The organism is Vibrio aphrogenes (assembly GCF_002157735.2).
In the GTDB taxonomy this organism is placed as follows: Bacteria; Pseudomonadota; Gammaproteobacteria; order Enterobacterales; family Vibrionaceae; genus Vibrio; species Vibrio aphrogenes.
The window spans coordinates 738,189-758,520 of sequence record NZ_AP018689.1 but is presented as its reverse complement, the minus strand read 5'-3'; the positions used below and the strand labels follow the sequence as shown (position 1 = coordinate 758,520).

Annotated in this window: 20 protein-coding genes; 10 read left to right on the top strand and 10 right to left on the bottom strand. The window is 43.1% G+C overall.

Translation table 11 applies throughout. The features are described from left to right. Positions 1 to 4: 4 nt before the first annotated feature. From VCA1004_RS03545 to rpsB, 6 genes are all read right to left on the bottom strand, one after another. Positions 5 to 850 carry a phosphatidate cytidylyltransferase gene (locus VCA1004_RS03545; RefSeq protein WP_086982597.1) on the bottom strand — a complete coding sequence of 282 codons (846 nt, stop codon included), beginning with the start codon at positions 848 to 850 and terminating at the stop codon, positions 5 to 7. Between the two features lie 11 nt (positions 851 to 861). Next, complete coding sequence (locus VCA1004_RS03540) at positions 862 to 1,617, bottom strand: isoprenyl transferase (protein ID WP_086982595.1); 756 nt, start codon at positions 1,615 to 1,617, stop codon at positions 862 to 864. Positions 1,618 to 1,702: 85 nt separating this feature from the next. Next, a complete protein-coding gene (frr, locus tag VCA1004_RS03535; protein WP_086982593.1) occupies positions 1,703 to 2,260 on the bottom strand; it encodes a ribosome recycling factor in 558 nt (185 codons plus the stop codon). Positions 2,261 to 2,329: 69 nt separating this feature from the next. After that, entirely contained in the window at positions 2,330 to 3,064 is a 735-nt protein-coding gene (gene pyrH, locus VCA1004_RS03530; RefSeq protein WP_086982591.1) for a UMP kinase, read from the bottom strand. Positions 3,065 to 3,358: 294 nt separating this feature from the next. Continuing rightward, the gene (tsf, locus tag VCA1004_RS03525; protein WP_086982589.1) at positions 3,359 to 4,204 is read right to left on the bottom strand and encodes a translation elongation factor Ts; all 846 of its coding nucleotides are present in this window, start codon (positions 4,202 to 4,204) and stop codon (positions 3,359 to 3,361) included. Positions 4,205 to 4,342: 138 nt separating this feature from the next. Further along, positions 4,343 to 5,071, bottom strand: a complete 729-nt coding sequence (gene rpsB, locus VCA1004_RS03520) for a 30S ribosomal protein S2 (RefSeq protein ID WP_086982587.1) — start codon at positions 5,069 to 5,071, stop codon at positions 4,343 to 4,345. A gap of 364 nt (positions 5,072 to 5,435) precedes the next feature. On the opposite strand from rpsB, the gene map reads away from it, so the two are divergent. The 3 genes from map (at position 5,436) to VCA1004_RS03505 (ending at position 9,582) form a co-directional block, all read left to right on the top strand. Further along, complete coding sequence (gene map, locus VCA1004_RS03515; RefSeq protein ID WP_086982583.1) at positions 5,436 to 6,314, top strand: type I methionyl aminopeptidase; 879 nt, start codon at positions 5,436 to 5,438, stop codon at positions 6,312 to 6,314. A gap of 160 nt (positions 6,315 to 6,474) precedes the next feature. Next, a complete protein-coding gene (gene glnD, locus VCA1004_RS03510; protein ID WP_086982581.1) occupies positions 6,475 to 9,099 on the top strand; it encodes a bifunctional uridylyltransferase/uridylyl-removing protein GlnD in 2,625 nt (874 codons plus the stop codon). 99 nt (positions 9,100 to 9,198) lie between these two features. Continuing rightward, on the top strand, positions 9,199 to 9,582 hold the full coding sequence (locus VCA1004_RS03505; RefSeq protein WP_086982580.1) for a DUF3461 family protein: 384 nt from the start codon (positions 9,199 to 9,201) through the stop codon (positions 9,580 to 9,582). An 817-nt stretch (positions 9,583 to 10,399) separates the two neighbouring features. Here VCA1004_RS03505 and truC read toward each other — a convergent pair. Then, the gene (gene truC, locus VCA1004_RS03500) at positions 10,400 to 11,299 is read right to left on the bottom strand and encodes a tRNA pseudouridine(65) synthase TruC (protein ID WP_086982578.1); all 900 of its coding nucleotides are present in this window, start codon (positions 11,297 to 11,299) and stop codon (positions 10,400 to 10,402) included. Beyond that, positions 11,296 to 11,610: a YqcC family protein gene (locus VCA1004_RS03495; RefSeq protein ID WP_086982576.1), complete on the bottom strand. Its 315-nt coding sequence runs from the start codon at positions 11,608 to 11,610 to the stop codon at positions 11,296 to 11,298. The genes truC and VCA1004_RS03495 overlap by 4 nt, the downstream gene beginning before the upstream one ends. Before the next feature lie 116 nt (positions 11,611 to 11,726). Between VCA1004_RS03495 and VCA1004_RS03490 the strand changes: the two genes are divergently transcribed. From VCA1004_RS03490 to VCA1004_RS03475, 4 genes are read left to right on the top strand one after another with little or no spacing between them, the layout of a single operon-like run. Next, entirely contained in the window at positions 11,727 to 12,779 is a 1,053-nt protein-coding gene (locus tag VCA1004_RS03490) for a DUF3549 family protein (protein ID WP_086982574.1), read from the top strand. Positions 12,780 to 12,802: 23 nt separating this feature from the next. After that, a complete protein-coding gene (locus VCA1004_RS03485; RefSeq protein WP_086982572.1) occupies positions 12,803 to 13,117 on the top strand; it encodes a DUF3301 domain-containing protein in 315 nt (104 codons plus the stop codon). An 11-nt stretch (positions 13,118 to 13,128) separates the two neighbouring features. Continuing rightward, positions 13,129 to 13,410 (top strand): hypothetical protein, encoded by a 282-nt coding sequence (locus VCA1004_RS03480; protein WP_086982570.1) that lies wholly within the window; start codon positions 13,129 to 13,131, stop codon positions 13,408 to 13,410. A gap of 1 nt (position 13,411) precedes the next feature. Then, a complete protein-coding gene (locus tag VCA1004_RS03475) occupies positions 13,412 to 13,861 on the top strand; it encodes a YaiI/YqxD family protein (RefSeq protein ID WP_086982568.1) in 450 nt (149 codons plus the stop codon). 39 nt (positions 13,862 to 13,900) lie between these two features. Here VCA1004_RS03475 and VCA1004_RS03470 read toward each other — a convergent pair whose 3' ends face one another. Both VCA1004_RS03470 and syd read right to left on the bottom strand, forming a co-directional pair. Then, positions 13,901 to 14,686 carry a Zn-ribbon-containing protein gene (locus VCA1004_RS03470; protein WP_086982566.1) on the bottom strand — a complete coding sequence of 262 codons (786 nt, stop codon included), beginning with the start codon at positions 14,684 to 14,686 and terminating at the stop codon, positions 13,901 to 13,903. Positions 14,687 to 14,698: 12 nt separating this feature from the next. Continuing rightward, positions 14,699 to 15,247, bottom strand: a complete 549-nt coding sequence (gene syd, locus VCA1004_RS03465; RefSeq protein ID WP_086982564.1) for a SecY-interacting protein — start codon at positions 15,245 to 15,247, stop codon at positions 14,699 to 14,701. Between the two features lie 81 nt (positions 15,248 to 15,328). On the opposite strand from syd, the gene queF reads away from it, so the two are divergent. The 3 genes from queF (at position 15,329) to ppnN (ending at position 20,156) form a co-directional block, all read left to right on the top strand. Next, a complete protein-coding gene (queF, locus tag VCA1004_RS03460) occupies positions 15,329 to 16,195 on the top strand; it encodes an NADPH-dependent 7-cyano-7-deazaguanine reductase QueF (RefSeq protein WP_086982562.1) in 867 nt (288 codons plus the stop codon). Positions 16,196 to 16,303: 108 nt separating this feature from the next. After that, the gene (locus VCA1004_RS03455; protein WP_086982561.1) at positions 16,304 to 18,589 is read left to right on the top strand and encodes a tetratricopeptide repeat protein; all 2,286 of its coding nucleotides are present in this window, start codon (positions 16,304 to 16,306) and stop codon (positions 18,587 to 18,589) included. A 211-nt stretch (positions 18,590 to 18,800) separates the two neighbouring features. Continuing rightward, positions 18,801 to 20,156: a nucleotide 5'-monophosphate nucleosidase PpnN gene (gene ppnN, locus VCA1004_RS03450; RefSeq protein WP_086982560.1), complete on the top strand. Its 1,356-nt coding sequence runs from the start codon at positions 18,801 to 18,803 to the stop codon at positions 20,154 to 20,156. The last annotated feature ends 176 nt before the right edge of the window (positions 20,157 to 20,332 follow it).

Sequence of the window (20,332 nt, the reverse complement as noted above, 5' to 3'; positions counted from 1 at the left end):
ACTGCTACTGAAAGAGAAAGTACAACAAGGCAAAAACAGGAAATGCAGCCATTAAGCTATCAATACGGTCCAACACACCACCGTGCCCAGGAATAATATTACTGCTGTCTTTTATATTGGAGACACGCTTTAGCATACTCTCAACTAAATCACCTAATACTGAAATCACCACCGTAACAAAGGTCGTAAAGAGCATCACAGGTATACTGCTAAAGTGAATAGACAATAATGATGAAGCAAACCAACCAACAACCATGGCTAACACTACACCACCAAATAATCCTTCTAAAGTTTTATTTGGGCTCACGTTAGGGGCCATTTTATGTTTACCAAAGGTTTTCCCCGAGAAGTAAGCACCAGTATCGGCCGCCCAAACTAATAAACAAACAAACATAACCAGTTTAGCGCCATGATATGGCAAAGAGGCGTAATCTTCTGCACGCAGCAAAAAGACGCTCCAGATAAAAGGAATGAGTGAGAGCATACCAAAGCTATGGCGTAACCATTTTTTATCTTGCCAAAGCACCATACTTTTAGGATAGGTTAAGGCTAAACCACTGGCGATAACCCACCACACGGAGCCGGCGATCAACACCCAAACATGAGACTCTGTGACTTGTGACAAACTGGCAGTATCAAAAGGAAGGGCCACAAAACTCGCAGCGACGACCATCAAAGAAGGGATTAAGCTAAGCACACGGGATTTAGGCTCGACAAACTGTGTCCACTCCCAAAAACCAATCAAAGCAACTGCGGTCAAGGCCACAATAAAGAAGGGAATTGAAAGCTCAAACACTCCCCATAAAACAAGAGGAGCTAAAATTAGGGCTGTAATTATTCTTTGTTTCAAACTTTCGTCCTTTATTCTTTTATCATCAACGCTTGTAATTGCTCACTGGTGCAGCCAAAGCGTCTTTCGCGATTGATAAACCAAGATATCGCCTCGAGTAACGCTTGCTCATTAAATTCAGGCCAACAAAGGTCCGTAAAATACAATTCTGCGTACGCCATTTGCCAAAGCATAAAGTTGCTGATGCGTCGTTCACCACTGGTACGGATCATGAGATCCACATCTGGCAGCTCCGACATAGATAGATGCTGAGAAATCATCGATTCTGAAATCTCATCGGGATGTAATTGACCCGCCGCCACATTGTTCGCAATGGATTTAACCGCTTCGGTAATATCCCATTTACCACCATAGTTTGCCGCGATATTAATCACTGTCCCGGTATTATGCTGGGTTAACTCTTCAGCAGCGGCAATTTTTTTCTGTAACCCTTCACTAAAGCGAGTTTTATCACCAATAATCTGCAAACGGAGATTATTTTTATGTAATTTTTTGACTTCACGAGTCAGCACCGTCATGAACAAGTCCATTAATACACGAACTTCTTCTTCTGGGCGTTTCCAATTTTCACTACTAAATGCAAATAAAGTAATGGCTTTGATTCTCAAGCGACTGGCAGTGGCAATCGTTTCACGTACGGCTTTGACCGCTTGTCGGTGACCATAAATGCGAGGTTTACCTTGGCGTTTTGCCCAGCGACCATTTCCATCCATAATGACGGCAATATGTTGAGGCAATAAATCCGGTGAGAATTGAAAGTCAGACATTATTTTATTCATACTTGTAGGCGGGGCTGCATAAAAAAGGCGCCATACTGCATCGCACAGCGCCTCTAGCAACAAATGAGGTAGATTACACTTCCATCAGTTCTTTTTCTTTCACTGCAAGTAGCTCATCAACATTTTTGATAGCAGCATCAGTGATTTTTTGAATTTCATCTTGCGCTTTACGATCTTCATCTTCAGAGATTTCTTTATCTTTTAATAGCGCTTTAAAATCGGCATTAGCATCACGACGAATGTTACGAATCGCAACTCGACCGCCTTCAGCTTCGCTGCGTACGATTTTAACTAGGTCTTTACGACGCTCTTCGGTTAACGGTGGAAGTGGAACACGAATAACCGTACCGGCAGACATTGGGTTTAAACCTAAGTCTGATTTCATAATGGCTTTTTCAACTGCAGGAGTCAGCTCTTTATCAAAAACAGTAATAGCTAATGTACGTGCATCTTCAGCAATGATGTTAGCCACTTGGTTTAATGGCGTTGGTGCTCCGTAATACTCTACAGAGATGTTTTGTAGAATACTTGGGTGCGCACGTCCTGTACGGATTTTTGAAAGGTTATTTTTAAGAGCTTCAACACTCTTTGCCATGCGCTGTTGAGCGTCTTGTTTAATTTCGTTAATCACGATATCACCTTGTTATTTGTCATGTTGCGAAAGAGTGAAAGTCATTTTCACTCTCGCGATATAAGTTATTTATTCAGACAAGTCGCTGATTAGTGTGCCTTCTTGCTCACCCATTACCACACGGCGTAATGCACCTGGTTTATTCATATTGAATACACGAATCGGCATTTTGTGGTCACGAGCCAAAGTAAAGGCGGCTAAGTCCATCACTTTTAATTCTTTTTCAAGGACACTGTTGTAACTCAGTTTATCACACAAAACCGCGTCTGGGTTAGCAACTGGATCAGCTGTATAAACACCATCCACTTTGGTCGCTTTTAATACAACATCTGCTTCAATTTCAATACCACGAAGACAAGCGGCTGAATCAGTCGTAAAGAATGGGTTACCCGTACCGGCAGAGAAAATGACTACACGGCCTTGACGTAATTGACTAATGGCATCAGCCCAATTGTAATCGTCACACACACCTTTTAACTGAATGGCAGACATTACACGAGCATTAACGTAAGCACGATGCAGCGCATCACGCATTGCTAAGCCATTCATAACGGTCGCAAGCATACCCATGTGATCACCAACCACACGGTTCATGCCCGCTTCTGCAAGGCCAGCACCACGGAATAAGTTACCACCACCGATCACAACACCAACTTGCACGCCTAGCTCAACAAGTTCTTTCACTTCTTGTGCCATACGGTCCAATATCGTTGGATCGATACCAAAACCTTCTTCACCTTGTAGAGCTTCACCACTTAGTTTGAGCAAAATACGTTGATATGCTGGCTTAGGATTCGTAGTCATGGAGTTTACCTTTCAATGTATGGTTGATTAACGGTTATAAATGAATAGGTTAGAGTACCTAGTACCTAGTACCTAGTACCTAGTACCTAGTACCTAGTACCTAGTACCTAGTACCTAGAGGCATGAATTACCGTACTCATTTATAACAATTAACATTTTAATTTATTTAGCTAAATATAACGTATTAATAGAACGCTTTTCCTAGAAACTAGGGACTAGAAACCTAGGGACTTTTCCTCACAAAAAGACCGCAGCACAGCCACGGTCTTTTAAGACTAACAGCTCAAATAGGGATTAGCCTTTTTGTGCTGCAGCAACTTCTTCAGCGAAGCTCATTTCTTCTTTCTTCTCGATACCTTCGCCTACTTCTAGACGAACGAATGTAGAAACAGAAGCGCCTTTTTCTTTCAGCATTTCGCCAACAGATTTCTTAGGCTCCATGATGAACGCTTGACCAGTTAAAGATACTTCGCCAGTGAATTTCTTCATGCGACCTTCAACCATTTTCTCAGCGATTTCTTTTGGCTTGCCTTCGTTCATTGCAATTTCAACTTGAACTTCACGCTCTTTAGCAACAACATCAGCTGGTACGTCAGCTGGAGTTACGTATTCTGGACGAGAAGCAGCAACGTGCATTGCAACGTGTTTTAGAGTTTCAGCATCGCCTTCACCCGCTACAACAACACCAATTTTCTCACCGTGACGGTAAGAAGCTAGTGCAGCACCTTCAACGTATTGAACGCGACGGATATTGATGTTTTCACCAATTTTAGCAACTAGAGCTACGCGAACGTCTTCAAATTGTGCTTGTAGTTCTTCAACTGTCGCTTTAGATGCTAGAGCTGCAGCTGCAACTTCGTTAGCAAATGAAGTGAAGTTAGAGTCTTTAGCAACGAAGTCAGTTTGGCAGTTAACTTCTAGAAGAACAGCTGAACCGTTTTCTTCTTGAATGATGATTGCGCCTTCAGCGGCTACGTTACCTGCTTTTTTAGCAGCTTTAGCAGCACCAGATTTACGCATGTTTTCAATTGCTAGTTCGATGTCAGCGTTTGCTTCAACAAGCGCTTTTTTACATTCCATCATGCCTGCGCCAGTACGCTCACGCAGTTCTTTAACTAGGGCAGCAGTTACGGTTGCCATGGTTTAATCCTCTGTTGATTCCAAAAAGGGTAAAAAACAGGGGCCAGCCTAATTTAAAGCATGGCCCCTATTAGTAACGATAGCTCAGTCTCACTACTCAATGATGACAGCAAGACTGAGTGACTAGGAGCTACGATATTAAGCTTCTTCTACGAAACCGTCTTTATCAGCAACTTCAGCTACGTCTTTGTTACGACCTTCAGTTACAGCTTGTGCTGCAGCGTTTAGGTATAGTTGTACCGCACGGATTGCATCGTCGTTACCAGGGATAACGAAATCTACGCCATCTGGGTCAGAGTTTGTATCAACAACAGCAAATACTGGGATACCTAGGTTGTTAGCTTCTTTAACAGCGATGTGTTCGTGATCAGCATCGATTACGAATAGAGCGTCAGGTAGGCCACCCATGTTTTTGATACCACCAAGAGATTTCTCTAGCTTCTCCATTTCACGAGTACGCATTAGAGCTTCTTTCTTAGTTAGTTTTTCAAAAGTGCCATCTTGAGCTTGTGCTTCAAATTCTTTAAGACGCTTGATTGATTGACGAACTGTTTTGTAGTTAGTCAACATACCGCCTAACCAGCGGTTGTTTACGTAGAACTGGTTGCTGTTGATTGCAGCTTCTTTTACTGATTCAGAAGCAGCACGCTTAGTACCTACGAAAAGTACTTTACCTTTACGCTCACCGATTTTGCCTAGCTCAGCTAGTGCTTCGTTGAACATAGGAACTGTTTTTTCTAAGTTGATGATATGAACTTTGTTACGAGCGCCAAAGATGAATGGCTTCATTTTTGGGTTCCAGTAACGAGTTTGGTGACCGAAGTGAACACCAGCTTTAAGCATATCGCGCATTGATACAGTTGCCATTATATAATCCTCTATATGGGGTTAGGCCTCCACATCCCCCATGATACCGACTCTTTGGCTATCAATTAGCCTAAAAGAGCACCCCGGATCACGTGTCGGAATGTGTGTGATTTAAGAAATAAGTATGTGAAAGCCACACTACCTCGTCGAATAATGAAGAAAGTAGTTGCGATTTTCGGTGCGCTTTATACCACAAAAGTAACTAAAAACACCAGAAAAACCGTTGTATTTAGCATGACAATTTATCTCAATGACCAGTTAATTCCGTCTAAAAACCAGATTTATGCGCTCAAAAACGGATTTCAATTGCGATTAAGACTCACTGTCAATACACTAGACGTAACAGAAAAAACGGATACACATTATGTCGATTAAAATCAACACCGCCGAAGAAATAGAAAAAATGCGCGCCGCCTGTAAGCTTGCAGCGAGCGTCTTAGAGATGATTGAACCCCACATTAAAGAAGGGGTAACAACCGAAGAACTTAACCAAATTTGCCATGATTATGCTTTAGAAAGAGGGGCTTACTCTGCTCCACTCGATTATCACGGCTATCCAAAATCGATTTGTACTTCGATCAACCATATCGTTTGTCATGGCATTCCTGCCAGTCAAGATGAAGTGGGCAGTAACGGCCAACTTAAACCTGCTGTGTTAAAAAATGGCGATATTGTCAACCTAGACATCACAGTGATCATTCCTAATGATCCTGATGCTGATTTAAGCGTTCGTCCAGAAGGCTATTACGGTGATACCTCTAAAATGTTTTTAGTGGGTGATGTTGCACCTGCCGATAAGCGCTTATGTATGGTTACTCAAGAAGCATTGTATGTCGGTATGCGCAAAGTGAAACCAGGTGCCACTATTGGTGACATTGGTAGTGCCATTGAAAAGTACATTAAAGACAACAACAAGAAGAACCCTCGTAATAAGTTTTCAATTGTTCGCGATTTTTGTGGTCATGGTATCAGTGATGAATTCCACTCTGAGCCACAAGTGGTGCATTACAAAAACACCGACCGTCGTGTGATGAAAGAAGGTATGATCTTCACCATTGAGCCGATGATCAACGCTGGAAAATTTGGCGTGACTGTTGATGCACAAGACGATTGGACTGTTTACACCGGTGACGGTAAGAACTCAGCTCAATACGAGCACACCATTTTAGTCACTAAAAATGGTTGTGAAGTTCTTACTCTGCGTGCAGAGGAGTCCATTCCTCGTTTAATGAACAATAACTAATACCCGAAGCTCGAAGCTCGAAGCTCGAAGCTCGAAGCTCGAAGCTCGAAGCTCGACAATAAAGCCTTTATCCTCCAAAGATAAAGGCTTTTTTATTGGTTTTTAAACTCTTGAACAGGTACTATCTAAACCAGTGTTATCTGTTGCAAGGACTGCATCTATGTCGTTTCAATCCCCCGTTTCTCTCGAGGATCAACCGTTGTCATCAATGGCGCTTAAAAGCCAACTTGAACTGTTTTCGGAATATCAAAAAGACGCGTTTCTCAATCAAAAACAACCCGTCCAAGACCTTGTCTATGAACGCTCAGCTTATATGGATACAATGCTCAGCCGTTTATGGGAATCCTTCGGGTTTAACCAAGTCGCATCTTTAAGCCTGATTGCCGTCGGCGGTTATGGACGCTCTGAGCTGCATCCCCTCTCAGATATTGATATTCTCATTCTCTCACAACGAAAAATCCCTGATGACGTCAACAAAAAGATCAGCGAATTTATTACTCTGCTATGGGATTTACATTTAGAAGTAGGCCAAAGTGTCCGTACATTAAAAGAATGCATACAAGTTGGGAAAGACGACCTCACCGTTGCGACAAACTTGCAAGAAGCTCGTTTTTTATGTGGCTGCGAAACCACTTATGATGAACTGATTACTCGCATAACCGATCAAAAATTTTGGCCAAGCGATGTATTTTATAATGCTAAGTTAGAAGAACAACGTGAGCGTCATGCTCGCTATCATGACACTACCTACAACTTAGAACCCGACATTAAATCCAGCCCAGGCGGTTTACGTGATATTCACACCTTAAGTTGGGTGGCCCGCCGTCACTTTGGCGCAACCTCACTTCGAGAAATGAGCTATGCGGGCTTTTTAACCGATGCTGAATATCGAGAACTGTTGGAATGCCAAAACTTTTTGTGGCGTGTGCGTTTTGCCTTACACATCGAGCTCAAGCGCTACGACAATCGACTGACCTTCAACTATCAAGCCAAAGTGGCAGAAAATCTCGGGTTCGTTGGGGAAGGTAACCGCCCTATCGAAATGATGATGAAAGAGTTTTACCGCACTCTACGTCGCGTCGCTGAGCTCAATAAAATGTTACTCAAACTGTTTGATCAAGCCATTATCAACAAAGGGCAATTACAGGAAGCCAAAATCATTTCCGATGATTTTCAGCGTCGTGGCTCGTTAATTGAAGCGAGAAAACCTGCGTTATTTCAAGCGCGCCCTGAAACCATCTTAGATATGTTTTTGCATATTGCCAATGACTCGACCATCGATGGCGTCAGCCCTGCCACGTTACGCCAATTACGTACCGCAAGACGTCGCTTAAATCGCTTTTTGCATACCATCCCAGCCGCACGTGAAAAATTTATGGCGTTAGTCAATCACCCCAACTCATTACATAAAGCCTTTGGTTTAATGCATAAACTGGGAGTATTAGCAGCTTACTTGCCACAATGGAGTCAAATCGTAGGACAGATGCAATTTGATTTGTTCCATGTTTATACCGTCGATGAGCACAGCATGCGAGTGCTCGAACACATACATATTTTCAGTAATATTGATAACCATGAGCGCCACCCCATTTGTTGCGAAGTTTATCCTCGCATTCAAAAAAAGAACTTATTGATACTTGCTGCTATTTTCCATGATATTGGTAAAGGTCGAGGCGGCGATCACTCTGAAATAGGAGCGGTCGAAGCGTATGATTTTTGCATCGAACACAACTTATCCAAACCGGAAGCCAAGCTGGTTTCTTGGCTGGTGCAAAATCACCTGCTGATGTCGGTAACAGCACAACGCCGTGATATTTATGATCCCGATGTCATTACCGAGTTTGCTAAAAAGGTCCGCGATGAAGAGTACCTCGAGAATCTAGTTTGCTTAACGGTTGCAGATATTTGTGCCACCAACCCAGAATTATGGAATAGCTGGAAACGAACCTTATTAGCCGAGCTCTTTTATTCCACGCAACGAGCCTTACGCCGTGGCCTAGAAAACCCGGTCGATTTACGTGACAAAATTCGTCACAACCAACACATGGCTTCTGCAATGCTCCGCAAAGAGAACTTCACTCCTCGTGAGATCGAAGTATTATGGCAACGCTTTAAAGCCGATTATTTTCTGCGTCATACCCCAAAACAAATCGCTTGGCATAGTGAGCACCTACTTACCCATCCAATCGATCAACCTTTAGTGTTAATCAGTAAAAATGCCACCCGAGGCGGAACCGAAGTCTTTATTTACGCCAAAGATAAAGCCAGCTTATTTGCCACCATGGCCGCCGAATTAGACCGACGTAATCTGAGTATTCACGATGCGCAAATTATGACTAGTAAAGATGGTTATGCACTCGATACCTTCATGGTACTGGACCAAAATGGCGAACCCATTGATGACATGCGCCATGAACAAATCCAACAATATTTGACTAATGTGTTAAATAACACCATTTCGGCCAATACCCGTTCACGCCGCATTCCAAATAAACTCAAGCATTTTCATGTCAAAACACGCGTTGATTTTATTCCGACTCGGACAGGAAAACGCAGCCTCATGGAGCTGGTCGCACTGGATACTCCTGGGTTACTGGCCACTATCGGCCAAGTATTTGCTAACCAAGGAGTGAATTTACATGGTGCTAAAATCACTACCATTGGCGAACGTGCTGAAGATTTATTCATTCTAACCTCACCCAGCGGCGGACGCCTTGAACCTGAAGTTGAAGAAAGCTTAAAGCTGGAATTAGCCGAGGCCATTCAAGCCTTATCACCACATTAAGGGTGTTTTTGTTATGGACAACAAAACTGTCGCTATACTTGATGAGAGGCAGTTTGCTGTTTCGCTGTGATCATTTTTCGATTGAGAGGTTTATAATTTATGCATCCAAATTTAACCCAGCTTGGTATTCCCGATACTTCCCTCATTTCACGTTACACCTTGCGCCAAGAAGCCCAAGTTGATGTTTTGAAAATTTACTTTCATAAACAAAAAGGGGAATTGTTTGCCAAGAGCCTCAAGTTTAAGTACCCAAGACAACGTAAAAATATTCGCATCAATAATCAATCTGGTCAGTACAAAGAAACCACCGAGATCAGCCCAAGCCTAACTCAAGTCATGACAGAGCTAAATCAAATTACTCAACATAAAGAGTTAAGCCCTGCTGATGTTAAACATAAAATCCTAAGCGATTTACGCCATTTAGAAAGAGTCGTCGCTGGCAAGATTGCTGAAATTGAAGCGGATTTAGAAAAGCTGAAATAAGAGCCGAGAGCCGAGAGCCGAGAGCCGAGAGCCGAGAGCCGAGAGCCGAGAGCCGAGAGCCGAGAGCCGAGAGCCGAGAGCCGAGAGCCGAGAGCCGAGAGCCGAGAGCCGAGAGCCGAGAGCCGAGAGCCGAGAGCCGAGAGCCGAGAGCCGAGAGCCGAGAGCCGAGAGCCGAGAGCCGAGAGCCGAGAGCCGAGAGCCGAGAGCCGAGAGCCGAGAGCCGAGAGCCGAGAATTTTTGAGTGCTGCTTTACTGGTGTCAAGCGTTCTTTTCGGCTCCCGAGCGTAGCGTACCCGTAACTCGAATGACGTTATTCCGTACATAGGCCTAAGCGAAGAAGATACAAAATATCCTACAACCTTTTGAAACTCCAATGGCTGTCGGAGATCCTGAACCGCGCTCCTACGTCGCTTTTCAGGATGACGGCTTTAAATTACAACACATACAAGCTTAAGCCATTCTTGCTAAAAAACGAAAAGTGAAATGGCTAGATTCAAGTCACGAAACCGCTGTTCGGCTCCCAAGCGCAGCGTACCCGTAACTCGAATGACGTTATTCCGTACATAGGCCTAAGCGAAGAAGATACAAAATATCCTACAACCTTTTGAAACTCCAATGGCTGTCGGAGATCCTGAACCGCGCTCCTACGTCGCTTTTCAGGATGACGGCTTTAAATTACAGCACATACAAGCTTAAGCCATTCTTGCTAAAAAACGAAAAGTGAAATGGCTAGATTCAAGTTACGAAACCGCTGTTCGGCTCCCGAGCGCAGCGTACCCGTAACTCGCCCCCGTGTCTTCCGAGCAACACGCACTCGCTAGCCGAAACAACCACTCCAACCAAACTCTTCAACAAGCTTTAGCCACACCTCATCAAGCCCAGCCTTTATAACTACCGGCGCTTGTGTAAATGGGTGATTAAATTCCAATTGACTGGCATGCAACATTAAACGTTGCGCCTGATACACTTCTCGAAAAAGACGATTTTGCTTGCCATCACCGTGTGAAGTATCTCCAATGATGGGGTGACGTAGGTGCGCCATATGACGACGTAGTTGATGTTTACGCCCGGTTAATGGCTGCATTTCAACCAAACAAAAACGGCTTGTTGGAAAACGACCTGTAGAATGGGGGACTTCCACTTTCGCTAACGGTTGATAATCCGTAATCGCAGACTGGGCTTCCACCTCTTTTGAGGCAAATTTATCCGCGATTTTATCTTGCTCTTTTTTCAACGGATAATCTAAACGCTCTCCCGTTTCAATCCAACCTCGAACGATCGCATGATAGGTTTTCACAAACTGATGTTCTGCAAACATTGGCGCGGTTTTCGAGGCAATATCACTGGATAAGGCAAACAGCAGCACCCCTGACGTAGGGCGGTCTAAGCGATGTAAGGGAAAAACGTGCTGACCAATTTGATCGCGCAAGGTTTGCATAACAAATTGTGTTTCATGTCGATCTAACCATGAACGGTGCACCAACATACCCGCAGGCTTATTCACCGCAACAAAATAATCGTCACGATAAATAATCTCTAATTCAACCGGCTCTGGGGCTATTTTTTCTAGAGCTATCGTTTCTAGCTGCGCCTTGTCAGAGGTTGTCTGTTCACCGCGCTCTATCTGTTTACCTGTGTCTATCTGTTTACCAGTGTCGGTCTGCTCACCGATATTGTGGATTGGCTCATTGGTGTGGTTAAATTCTGTTGTGCTCATCGTACCGTTTCATCTAGTTGTTGCAAAATGGAGAGGATCGTCTCTAAGTGAGGATGACTCGCCATCGATTCTTCAAAATAAGGACTGATCTCAAAACCAATCGGCACTTGCGATTCAGATTGGATCAATTCACGCATTTTAGGAATAAAGATCCATTGCAACCACTGTGTCGGTTCGAGCGTATCAACCGCAAAAGGTTGTGTACTTTGTAGCGCCGCTTCACTCGGGGGTATCGACTCCCACAATGATAATTGAATCAATTGATCTTCAAGCTGTTCAATCACATCTAATAATGCAGTGTAATCACTCATTTTATGATATCTCCCTTGATATTTGCCGCATAAGATACCATTTGATATCCAATCACGGCGATCTAATTTATCATTGCTACTTAATTTTACCTGCTTGAATGAACTTGGAATATTCTATGAATGCAATTTGCAACCTAAGCCAATTACTCGAACAAAGTCAGTGCCAATATAAAATTTTCGACTTAGGAAGACGTATTCAATCGATTGATAATAAAGAATTCAAACAGGTTGAGCGGGGTGAAAAGCCCTACCCTTATCCTTTGCAACGCTATGCGCATTTAGCCGTCACCTATTGGAATCATAGTCAACAGCCGTGGATTTGGTTCTTAAAATTCCCATTGGATGAACGAGGGCTGCTCAATCAAACCGACATTGGCAATTTCTTAAAATACGTCACTGAAGCCATGGGAGCACACCTAAGCCAAGAGTTAAGCGAAGAGCAACAACAGCACCTTGCCAATAATCCTTACACGTTCAAGCCAAATGACGACAAAATGGCGCTATTTCATAGCCTGATTCGCGCCGAGCTGTCACTGCCAACCAGCCAATATTATGAGCATGCTCAACATTACTTTAGTGGCCAATTAGGTTGGAATAACTGGCAAACCGTCGGGCTACAAGGCATCACTGATATGGTCAGTCGCTTAGATAGTGAACAAAATGGCGTACTCATTCGTAAAGCCCTCCCCCACCTGACAGCGACCACTACTCAACCGGCCTTGTATGCGCTACTCGGTGCTTTAGAACATGTCTCCTTGCCCAATAAACTGGCGCAACGCTTATTTGAGCTAGCTCAGCAAGAATGCCAAGCATCACAGCCGGATCTTTTTTTAATTTCAGCTTATGTTCGCGCACTTTCTGGGGCTCATTCGGACTATTTACAACCATTATTAGAAAGCATTTTCGCGCAAGCTGAATTAAGTCATAGTGAAATATTAATCGCCATAGCTGGTCGTTGTTGGGCCCAATTAAATACCGAAGCTCGCGCCGGTAAATTCTTATTACGCTTGGCACAAACCAACAACCAAACCTTGTTCAATCAATTATTTGCCGATTTAGTCATGATCCCCGAACTGCGTTTTACTTTTTTACCACTATTAAGCCATACTCCAAGTCCAGAACTGGCCAATGCGCTATATGCTTTGCAACAACAAACCAAAGCACGTTAACCGACAACAAAGAGCATGTAACAATGATAACGGACCTATTGATGATCCTTTTAGTGGTTTTGATCGCGTTTCTGTTTTGGCAACAACGCAGACAATCGGAGATCGCACATCACGCCATTAAACGTCATTGTGATCAATTAGATCTACAAGTACTGTCTGTTTCCTTGTTGCGTTATCAATTTCGCTTACCCGATGGACGCCTGTGTTTTCACTCACTCTATCAATTTGAATTTTCAGCCCGCGGCGATGATTATTATCAAGGGCGAATGATCATGATCGGTTTCAAAGCGGCGAAGTTTATGCTGCCACCTTATCGCCTAGTGGATAACGATTTTTAAAGGATGATCCCATGCAAACTCAGAATGTCACCGAAGAGCTACACCGCGTTTTAACCTCAATCAGTGCTGAAGGTAAAGAACCCACTGTCGCACTGATCAAAGCCCGATTATCCATTCCGGTTCCCATGCCAGCAATTATTACCACATTAAAATCATGGAAAACCTCCAATAACGTGCCTAAGGTCGAAGTTGCCGTCCCACAAACGGCACACTCTGTCGAAGAACGAATCGCTCAACTCGAAGCGCAAGTTCAAGCCTTAACCGCACGTTTAGAACAATTAGAAAGGAAATAATATGAAAATTTGGGTTGATGCCGATGCCTGTCCAAAGACCATCCGTGAAACCATTTGTCGCGCGGCTGAACGCACCGGCATCACAACCACCTTCATTGCCAATCACTTAGTCCCGGTGCCGAAACGTAATAATATTCATAGTGTGCAAGTCGAAAGTGGTTTTGATATTGCTGATAATGAAATTGTGCGCCGTGTGGAAAGCGGGGATCTGGTGATCACCTCAGACATTCCACTGGCCGATGAAGTGATCACCAAAGGTGGCCAAGCGCTCAGCTCACGTGGCGAGCTTTATACTAAAGACACCATAAAAGCACGTTTAAACATCCGTGATTTTATGGATACTATGCGCTCTAGCGGCCTACAAAGTGGTGGCCCAGCGCCTTTATCGCAAACCGATAAACGTGAATTTGCAAATCATTTGGATCGAATTTTAGCCAGAAGAGGCAACTAGGTTACTCGTCCCTAATAACTAGCCACTAGCCACTAGCCACTATTTTAAAAAATCCCACGACAAATTCGACACAATTCGGCATTCATCACATTTGAAATGAAAAATGTCATGCAGGGGTTCCGCCAACTTCCATTCCCCACCGCAGCGTGGGCATGGTCGTTGTTGTTCAGCTTGTAAACTCTGCCCTCCTACTCGATACAAATAGTAATACGTCGGGATCTTGGTCATGAACTCTAAGCGTCCACGTAAGTCCCAACCACGACGAAACAGGTCACTGTCCACTTGAGCGATTTCTCGCAGGGCGGCATGTTCGGCTTGGCAAGCACCTGCCATTTGAATTTCATCGCAGGCTTGCCACTCTGTTTGCCATTTCACAATCGATTTATGATCGCCATTTAAGGTGGGTGGATTATGATAAAGCGGGATCGGCCGGAAGGTATCGCCACATCGTAATGGAGAGCAAGAATGCACATAAGTGGTATAAAGCACTTGCCAGCTTGGTTTTTCCGCCTCATCAAATGCGACCGTTTGCTCTGAGTTGAGATCTTGCCCTAAGACCTTCACTTTGGGCGCAAGCACTTTCGCTTCGGTCAGTCTCTGCAAACACACTTTGACATAATCGGAATGATAATCTGCATGCAAGCTATCGGCTTCTGGGCAAATTAATCGAGCACGAAACTCACCTTCACCAATAATAATCGGAAACTCTCGACCTAAAATTTGCCCGTTATAACGCAAAGCATCTAACAATCCGTTAATCGATTTTTCAACGGCGGCAATGGTGGTATTATCAAAACACTCAAATCGTAACTCAACAACGTACACGTAAAACTCCAACTACACTTCGGCTTGGCACTGTAATAAAAATTGTTCAACATTCGAACATAACACGTCACGTTTATTGGTTCCTAAACGCTCCAAAATCACCTCACCACTGATATTGCAGATCGAAATCACATCAAGTTCAGCATCCGTAGTACCAATAAAAACAGTGGGTTTTAATTTAAGACGACGCTGCGTCACTAAATGACCTAAAATATTTTCTTGTAAGCGAATAAAATCCTCATCACTCCATACTTGTAACAAGGTAAATGGTTTGCCTTGCCAAGATGCCGTAAGATCGGCACTGTATTGAGAGCCATAAAAGGCTTTAATATCGGGATGGATCAATAATTCGATCCCACGCTCTAATGCGCTAAAATCTGCCACGTCATCGCGTTCTTGAGGCAGCCATTCGATGTTATGCTGATCCGAAGTAGGTTGCACACAAGGGGATGGTAATCCTTCCATTTCATTAGCCAGTGGCAAACTGTGATAAGCCTGCTGCCACTTATCGACAAATTCAGAAGTTAAAACAGCCAATGCTTGGGCGATATTGTGATTCATTGAAGACTCCATGATGACAGTAACGATTGGATTCAGTACTATTTGCGCATTTTTTAGAAAGTATTTTAACGAGATTACGCTATGTCCCATTCAACGCAGACAAAATATGCTAATGCCAAAGAATTGCAAGGATTAACATTAGGTCAAGCCACCGAATATCGTCACGATTATGATCCAACTCTACTTCAACCGGTTCCACGCAGTTTAAACCGCAATGATCTTGGCCTTGCCGATAATGCGTCCTTGCCGTTTTCTGGTGGTGATATTTGGACTTTGTATGAATTATCTTGGTTAAACACTAAAGGGCTACCACAAGTTGCAATTGGCGATGTGATTTTGCCCGTCACTAGCCCTAACTTAATTGAATCCAAATCATTTAAATTGTATCTCAACAGTTTTAATCAAACCCGCTTTGAGCATTGGCAGCAAGTTCAAGAAACCATCGCTCGTGATTTATCTCAATGCGCCGGAGAAAACGTCGAAGTCGTATTACGCCCTCTTGACGATTACACCCAACAACCGATTGTGACCATGCAAGGACAATGTATTGATCACCAAGATATTGAGATAGATAGTTATCAATTTAATGACGCTTATCTTGACGGTGCCACTCATGACGGTATGGTAACGGAGTGCTTACACAGCCATTTACTAAAATCAAATTGCTTGATCACCAATCAACCCGATTGGGGCAGTGTTGAAATTGAATATTCAGGTAAACCCATCGACCAAGAAGCCTTGTTGCGCTACTTAGTGTCGTTCCGTGAGCACAACGAATTTCATGAACAATGTGTGGAACGTATTTTCTGTGACATTATGAAATATTGTCAACCAGACAAGCTCAGCGTCTATGCTCGTTATACCCGACGTGGGGGGTTAGATATTAACCCATTCCGTTCTAATCACGCTTTGCGTCCACAACAAATGGCTCGAATGGCGCGTCAATAACTCACCGACCAATGAGCTGAGCTGAAATGAAGTGAGCTGTGACTGCGCAGCTGACTTCACTCATGTTAGAATAATAACTTTCCCGCTTTAGATAGAGATAATACTCCCATGAAAAAGACCTTTTGGCTCTGTATCGCTTTCATACTGATGTTCAGCTCAGCTATTCAAGCTAAGGTCTACCTTTCTCCTATCTTAAACGAAGCGCATAAATTACTGACCATCAACCCAGAGCAATCACTCAGTATCACTCAGCAATTTATGAGTAAAAGAAAACTGGTATCGACTAAGAGCCAAGACTACACCATCTCAAGAGAAGGCAGTGAGAATACCATCCGAACGCCATCTTCGTCGGTAGAAGCGCTACAAATTATGGCGTGTTCTTATTTTGAACTGCATGCCCCGCAAGATGCTTTTTCTGCCATCCAACAAGCTGAAATCTTGGCCCAGCAATATAATATTATACAGCCGCTTTTAAGCAGTAAGTTTATCCATATCGAACTGTTATGGCGTGCCCATAAAGACCCTCATCAAATCACACCTTTGATTGATGATTTGGCCGAACAAGTCGAAAAAGAAGCGACCAATAAAAGTTGGCAGCAAGAAACGCTTTACCAAATTTACATGTTGCGAGCTGAAATCCATGCTAGCACTGGCGATAAAGTGCGTACCAAAGCGGCATTTCAACAGGCTCTTCAGTCTCTAAATAGTGAGCCATCAACCTCTTTAACCATCGATTACCATTTACGTCTAGGTCAATATTACTTAAATCAAGATGAGTACGATGATTCATTAACAGAGTTACTGACTACCTACTGGCTTGCTATCAAAGAAAGTGACAGCATTGAATTGGCAAGAACCAACCTGTTGTTATCGGAACTATTTTACTCTCGTCATGTGTTTGATAAAGCCATTGAACACGCCACGGAAGCCGCCGATTTTTACGATAATTACCCAACCTCGAGCGCTTTAGCTGCCACCGTAAAACTCATGGCGGACACTTATTATAACCAAGGCAAATATAACTTGGCTTTAGTCAATTATTTGAATGTATTAGACAATGAACCTAACCGCTCCGATAAGTTTTATATCATTCAATTACATATCAATATTGCCAACACTTATTTAAAGCTCTTTGATTTTACCCATGCTCAAATCTACCTAGATCAGGCTGAAAAACTGGCGGCTAATACCAAACATCAACGTTTAAAATCAGAAATCCTCCTACTTAAAGCCGCCCTTTCTTTGTCCAAACACAATGCCGAGCAAGCGTTATCCAGTAGCGAAGCGGCCTTAAGTATCGCCATTAATTTGCAAAACAAACTATTGCAAATGCAAGCGTATCAGTTGCAATCAGCGGCCTACGAACAAAAGAAACAATACCAACAAGCGCTGCATGCTAAAGAGCAGTACTTACACATTTGGCAAAACCAACAAGAGCAATTTAATGCGGTCAATGAAGATGTGTTTCGTCAACAAAAAGACATCATAGAAAAATCCCTTCATTACAATGGGTTAGAGGAAAAACTACTCATTCTCAATGAAGCCTACAATAAGTACCAACGTGCCACCATTATCACTTTGTTTATCGCCTTCATTTTATTGTTGATCGCGCTTTATCGCGGCCACCTCAATCAAAAAATTCGTGAAGAACTCGAAACTCAAACTATCGATTTATACACTCATCCAAGATCAGGATTACAAAACCTGAAGCTACTAAACACTAAGCTACCGAAATCATTAGAAAAAAGTAATGTGTTGTTTGAGCAATGGCGCTTAGGCGAGCTGATTAATGAACCTCTGAGTGACCGGTTAAATTTCGTGATGTTTGATTTACCTTTTTTACGTAATATCTATTTAAAACAAGGCTATCAAGTTGGCTTACATATAGAAAAACAGTTTGGCGATTACATGAGAACCTTAATCACTAAACCCGCTCGTTTGTATCATTTTTCTGATGGCCTGTTTTTGTACATTGCGCCTCAAGTGAATGAAGAAAACGTTGCTGAGTATTTTTTCAATAAAATACAAACATGGATTGATGGTTTTGAGCACTGCGCCAATATGGACAAACATTTCAAAATGGGGCTGGCTGAGTATCCCTTCTTGCCGCGAGCCTATACTGCGATTAATGATAAAGATCTGATAGATATTTTATTTATGGCCATTTATCTGGCGAGAAAAATTCATGACCGTTACCCTAATGAGGAGCAATGCTGGGTTTCTTTGTCGGCAATCGAAAACGCTCCAGCGGCAAGCTTTGCAAGTAATAAAATTCGCCAGACTTTCGAACAAGCTGTCGAGCAAGGCTTAGTCAAAATCCATACCTCTGGCCAACATGATGAGTTAGCCAAAGCCATTTTAAGAAATGATAACGGGGTTAAAGAAAAGCAATAATACCGATCACACTAATTAGAGGGTCAGAAATTGCCTAATGAAAAGGTGTGAGAACAAGCAAGCATGAGCAGATAATTAGTACGATTGGTATAACATGTTAACTTAGCGAGAAATTTTACTCTCTAGCAGTAGCGCAGTTTCGCAAACCTGTGTAATGTGGAATCACCTAACCGAACTAACATAACGACTAATCGGTGAAAAGGAGCATTCTATGATTACACAAATTAGCCCAATGGGCAGTTTAGATTTACTCTCTCAATTAGAAGTCAATAAACTCAAAAAAGCCGCTTCAAGTGACTTATATCAATTGTATCGCAGCTGTTCATTGGCTGTATTAAATTCTGGCAGTCATACTGATGATTCTGAGCAATTATTAAGCCTGAACCAATCCTTTGAAATTGAAGTAATGAGGCGAGAAAGAGGCATCAAACTTGAGTTAACTGATCCTCCCGCTCATGCCTTTGTTGATGGCACTTTGATCAAAGGGATTCAAGCGCACTTGTTTTCGGTATTACGCGATATCGTCTTCTTGCATGTTCACCTTGCCGATAGCCAGCGCCTACATTTAACCGATTCGGCTCAGATCACCAATTTAGTGTTTGGCATTTTACGAAATGCGAAAGCGCTGCATACCGGAATGGAACCTAACCTTGTGGTTTGCTGGGGGGGGCACTCCATCAACCCAACTGAATACCAATACACTCGTGAAGTAGGTAACGAATTAGGGCTGCGTGAAATGAATATTTGTACTGGCTGTGGCCCCGGTGCAATGGAAGGCCCGATGAAAGGTGCCGCTGTCGGTCACGCAAAGCAGCGTTATACCAATCAACGCTATATTGGCCTAACTGAGCCTTCCATTATTGCCGCAGAGCCGCCTAATCCTATCGTGAACGAGCTGATCATCATGCCTGATATTGAAAAGCGTCTTGAAGGGTTTGTGCGTATGGGACATGGCATTATTATCTTCCCTGGAGGCCCGGGCACCGCCGAAGAGCTGTTGTATATTTTGGGTATTTTAATGCACCCAGATAATGCTGACCAACCTCTTCCTTTGGTCTTAACTGGGCCAAAAGAAAGTGAAGCCTACTTCCGCTCCTTGGATCAATTTATTCACGATACTCTTGGCCCTGCAGCGCAAAAACACTATCAAATTATTATCGGTGATCCGGCTAAAGCAGCGCGCATCGTAAAAGATGCCATGCCAAAAGTAAAAGAGCACCGTAAAGCGCATGGCGATGCTTATAGTTTCAACTGGTCTTTGCACATTCCGGCTGAATTCCAAGCGCCTTTTGAACCAACGCACCAGTCAATGGCGGCATTAGATCTGCATTTAGAACAACCACCAGAAAAACTTGCCGCGAACTTGCGTAAAGCTTTCTCTGGCATTGTGGCCGGTAACGTTAAATCCGAAGGCATTCGTGAAATCAAAAAACACGGCCCATTTATTATCGATGGCGACCGTAATTTGATGGAAAAAATGGACACCTTACTCAATGACTTTGTTGAGCAACAACGCATGAAATTACCGGGTTCTGAATACACTCCTTGTTATCGTATTGCCCGTTAGCTCTCTTTGTTATTGGAATAATGATGTTATTGAAATGATGCTGCTCTTGGAATGACCTTAATGAGAGGATTTTGTTCTTAAACGAGTCAAACTTATCTCACCCTCATAGCTTGTCAGCGTTCAAGAGTGTCATTCAGCACATTAAATTTGTTACACTAGCCTCTACTTTGAGTTCT

Excerpts from the sequence above, each read along its gene's own strand:
- truC (WP_086982578.1), bottom strand. The coding sequence starts at position 11,299 with ATGAGCACAACAGAATTTAACCACACCAATGAGCCAATCCACAATATC.
- VCA1004_RS03485 (WP_086982572.1), top strand. The coding sequence starts at position 12,803 with ATGATAACGGACCTATTGATGATCCTTTTAGTGGTTTTGATCGCGTTT.
- VCA1004_RS03455 (WP_086982561.1), top strand. The coding sequence starts at position 16,304 with ATGAAAAAGACCTTTTGGCTCTGTATCGCTTTCATACTGATGTTCAGC.
- syd (WP_086982564.1), bottom strand. The coding sequence starts at position 15,247 with ATGAATCACAATATCGCCCAAGCATTGGCTGTTTTAACTTCTGAATTT.
- VCA1004_RS03505 (WP_086982580.1), top strand. The coding sequence starts at position 9,199 with ATGCATCCAAATTTAACCCAGCTTGGTATTCCCGATACTTCCCTCATT.
- VCA1004_RS03495 (WP_086982576.1), bottom strand. The coding sequence starts at position 11,610 with ATGAGTGATTACACTGCATTATTAGATGTGATTGAACAGCTTGAAGAT.
- VCA1004_RS03480 (WP_086982570.1), top strand. The coding sequence starts at position 13,129 with ATGCAAACTCAGAATGTCACCGAAGAGCTACACCGCGTTTTAACCTCA.
- VCA1004_RS03475 (WP_086982568.1), top strand. The coding sequence starts at position 13,412 with ATGAAAATTTGGGTTGATGCCGATGCCTGTCCAAAGACCATCCGTGAA.
- rpsB (WP_086982587.1), bottom strand. The coding sequence starts at position 5,071 with ATGGCAACTGTATCAATGCGCGATATGCTTAAAGCTGGTGTTCACTTC.
- map (WP_086982583.1), top strand. The coding sequence starts at position 5,436 with ATGTCGATTAAAATCAACACCGCCGAAGAAATAGAAAAAATGCGCGCC.
- tsf (WP_086982589.1), bottom strand. The coding sequence starts at position 4,204 with ATGGCAACCGTAACTGCTGCCCTAGTTAAAGAACTGCGTGAGCGTACT.
- ppnN (WP_086982560.1), top strand. The coding sequence starts at position 18,801 with ATGATTACACAAATTAGCCCAATGGGCAGTTTAGATTTACTCTCTCAA.
- pyrH (WP_086982591.1), bottom strand. The coding sequence starts at position 3,064 with ATGACTACGAATCCTAAGCCAGCATATCAACGTATTTTGCTCAAACTA.
- VCA1004_RS03490 (WP_086982574.1), top strand. The coding sequence starts at position 11,727 with ATGAATGCAATTTGCAACCTAAGCCAATTACTCGAACAAAGTCAGTGC.
- glnD (WP_086982581.1), top strand. The coding sequence starts at position 6,475 with ATGTCGTTTCAATCCCCCGTTTCTCTCGAGGATCAACCGTTGTCATCA.
- VCA1004_RS03540 (WP_086982595.1), bottom strand. The coding sequence starts at position 1,617 with ATGTCTGACTTTCAATTCTCACCGGATTTATTGCCTCAACATATTGCC.
- queF (WP_086982562.1), top strand. The coding sequence starts at position 15,329 with ATGTCCCATTCAACGCAGACAAAATATGCTAATGCCAAAGAATTGCAA.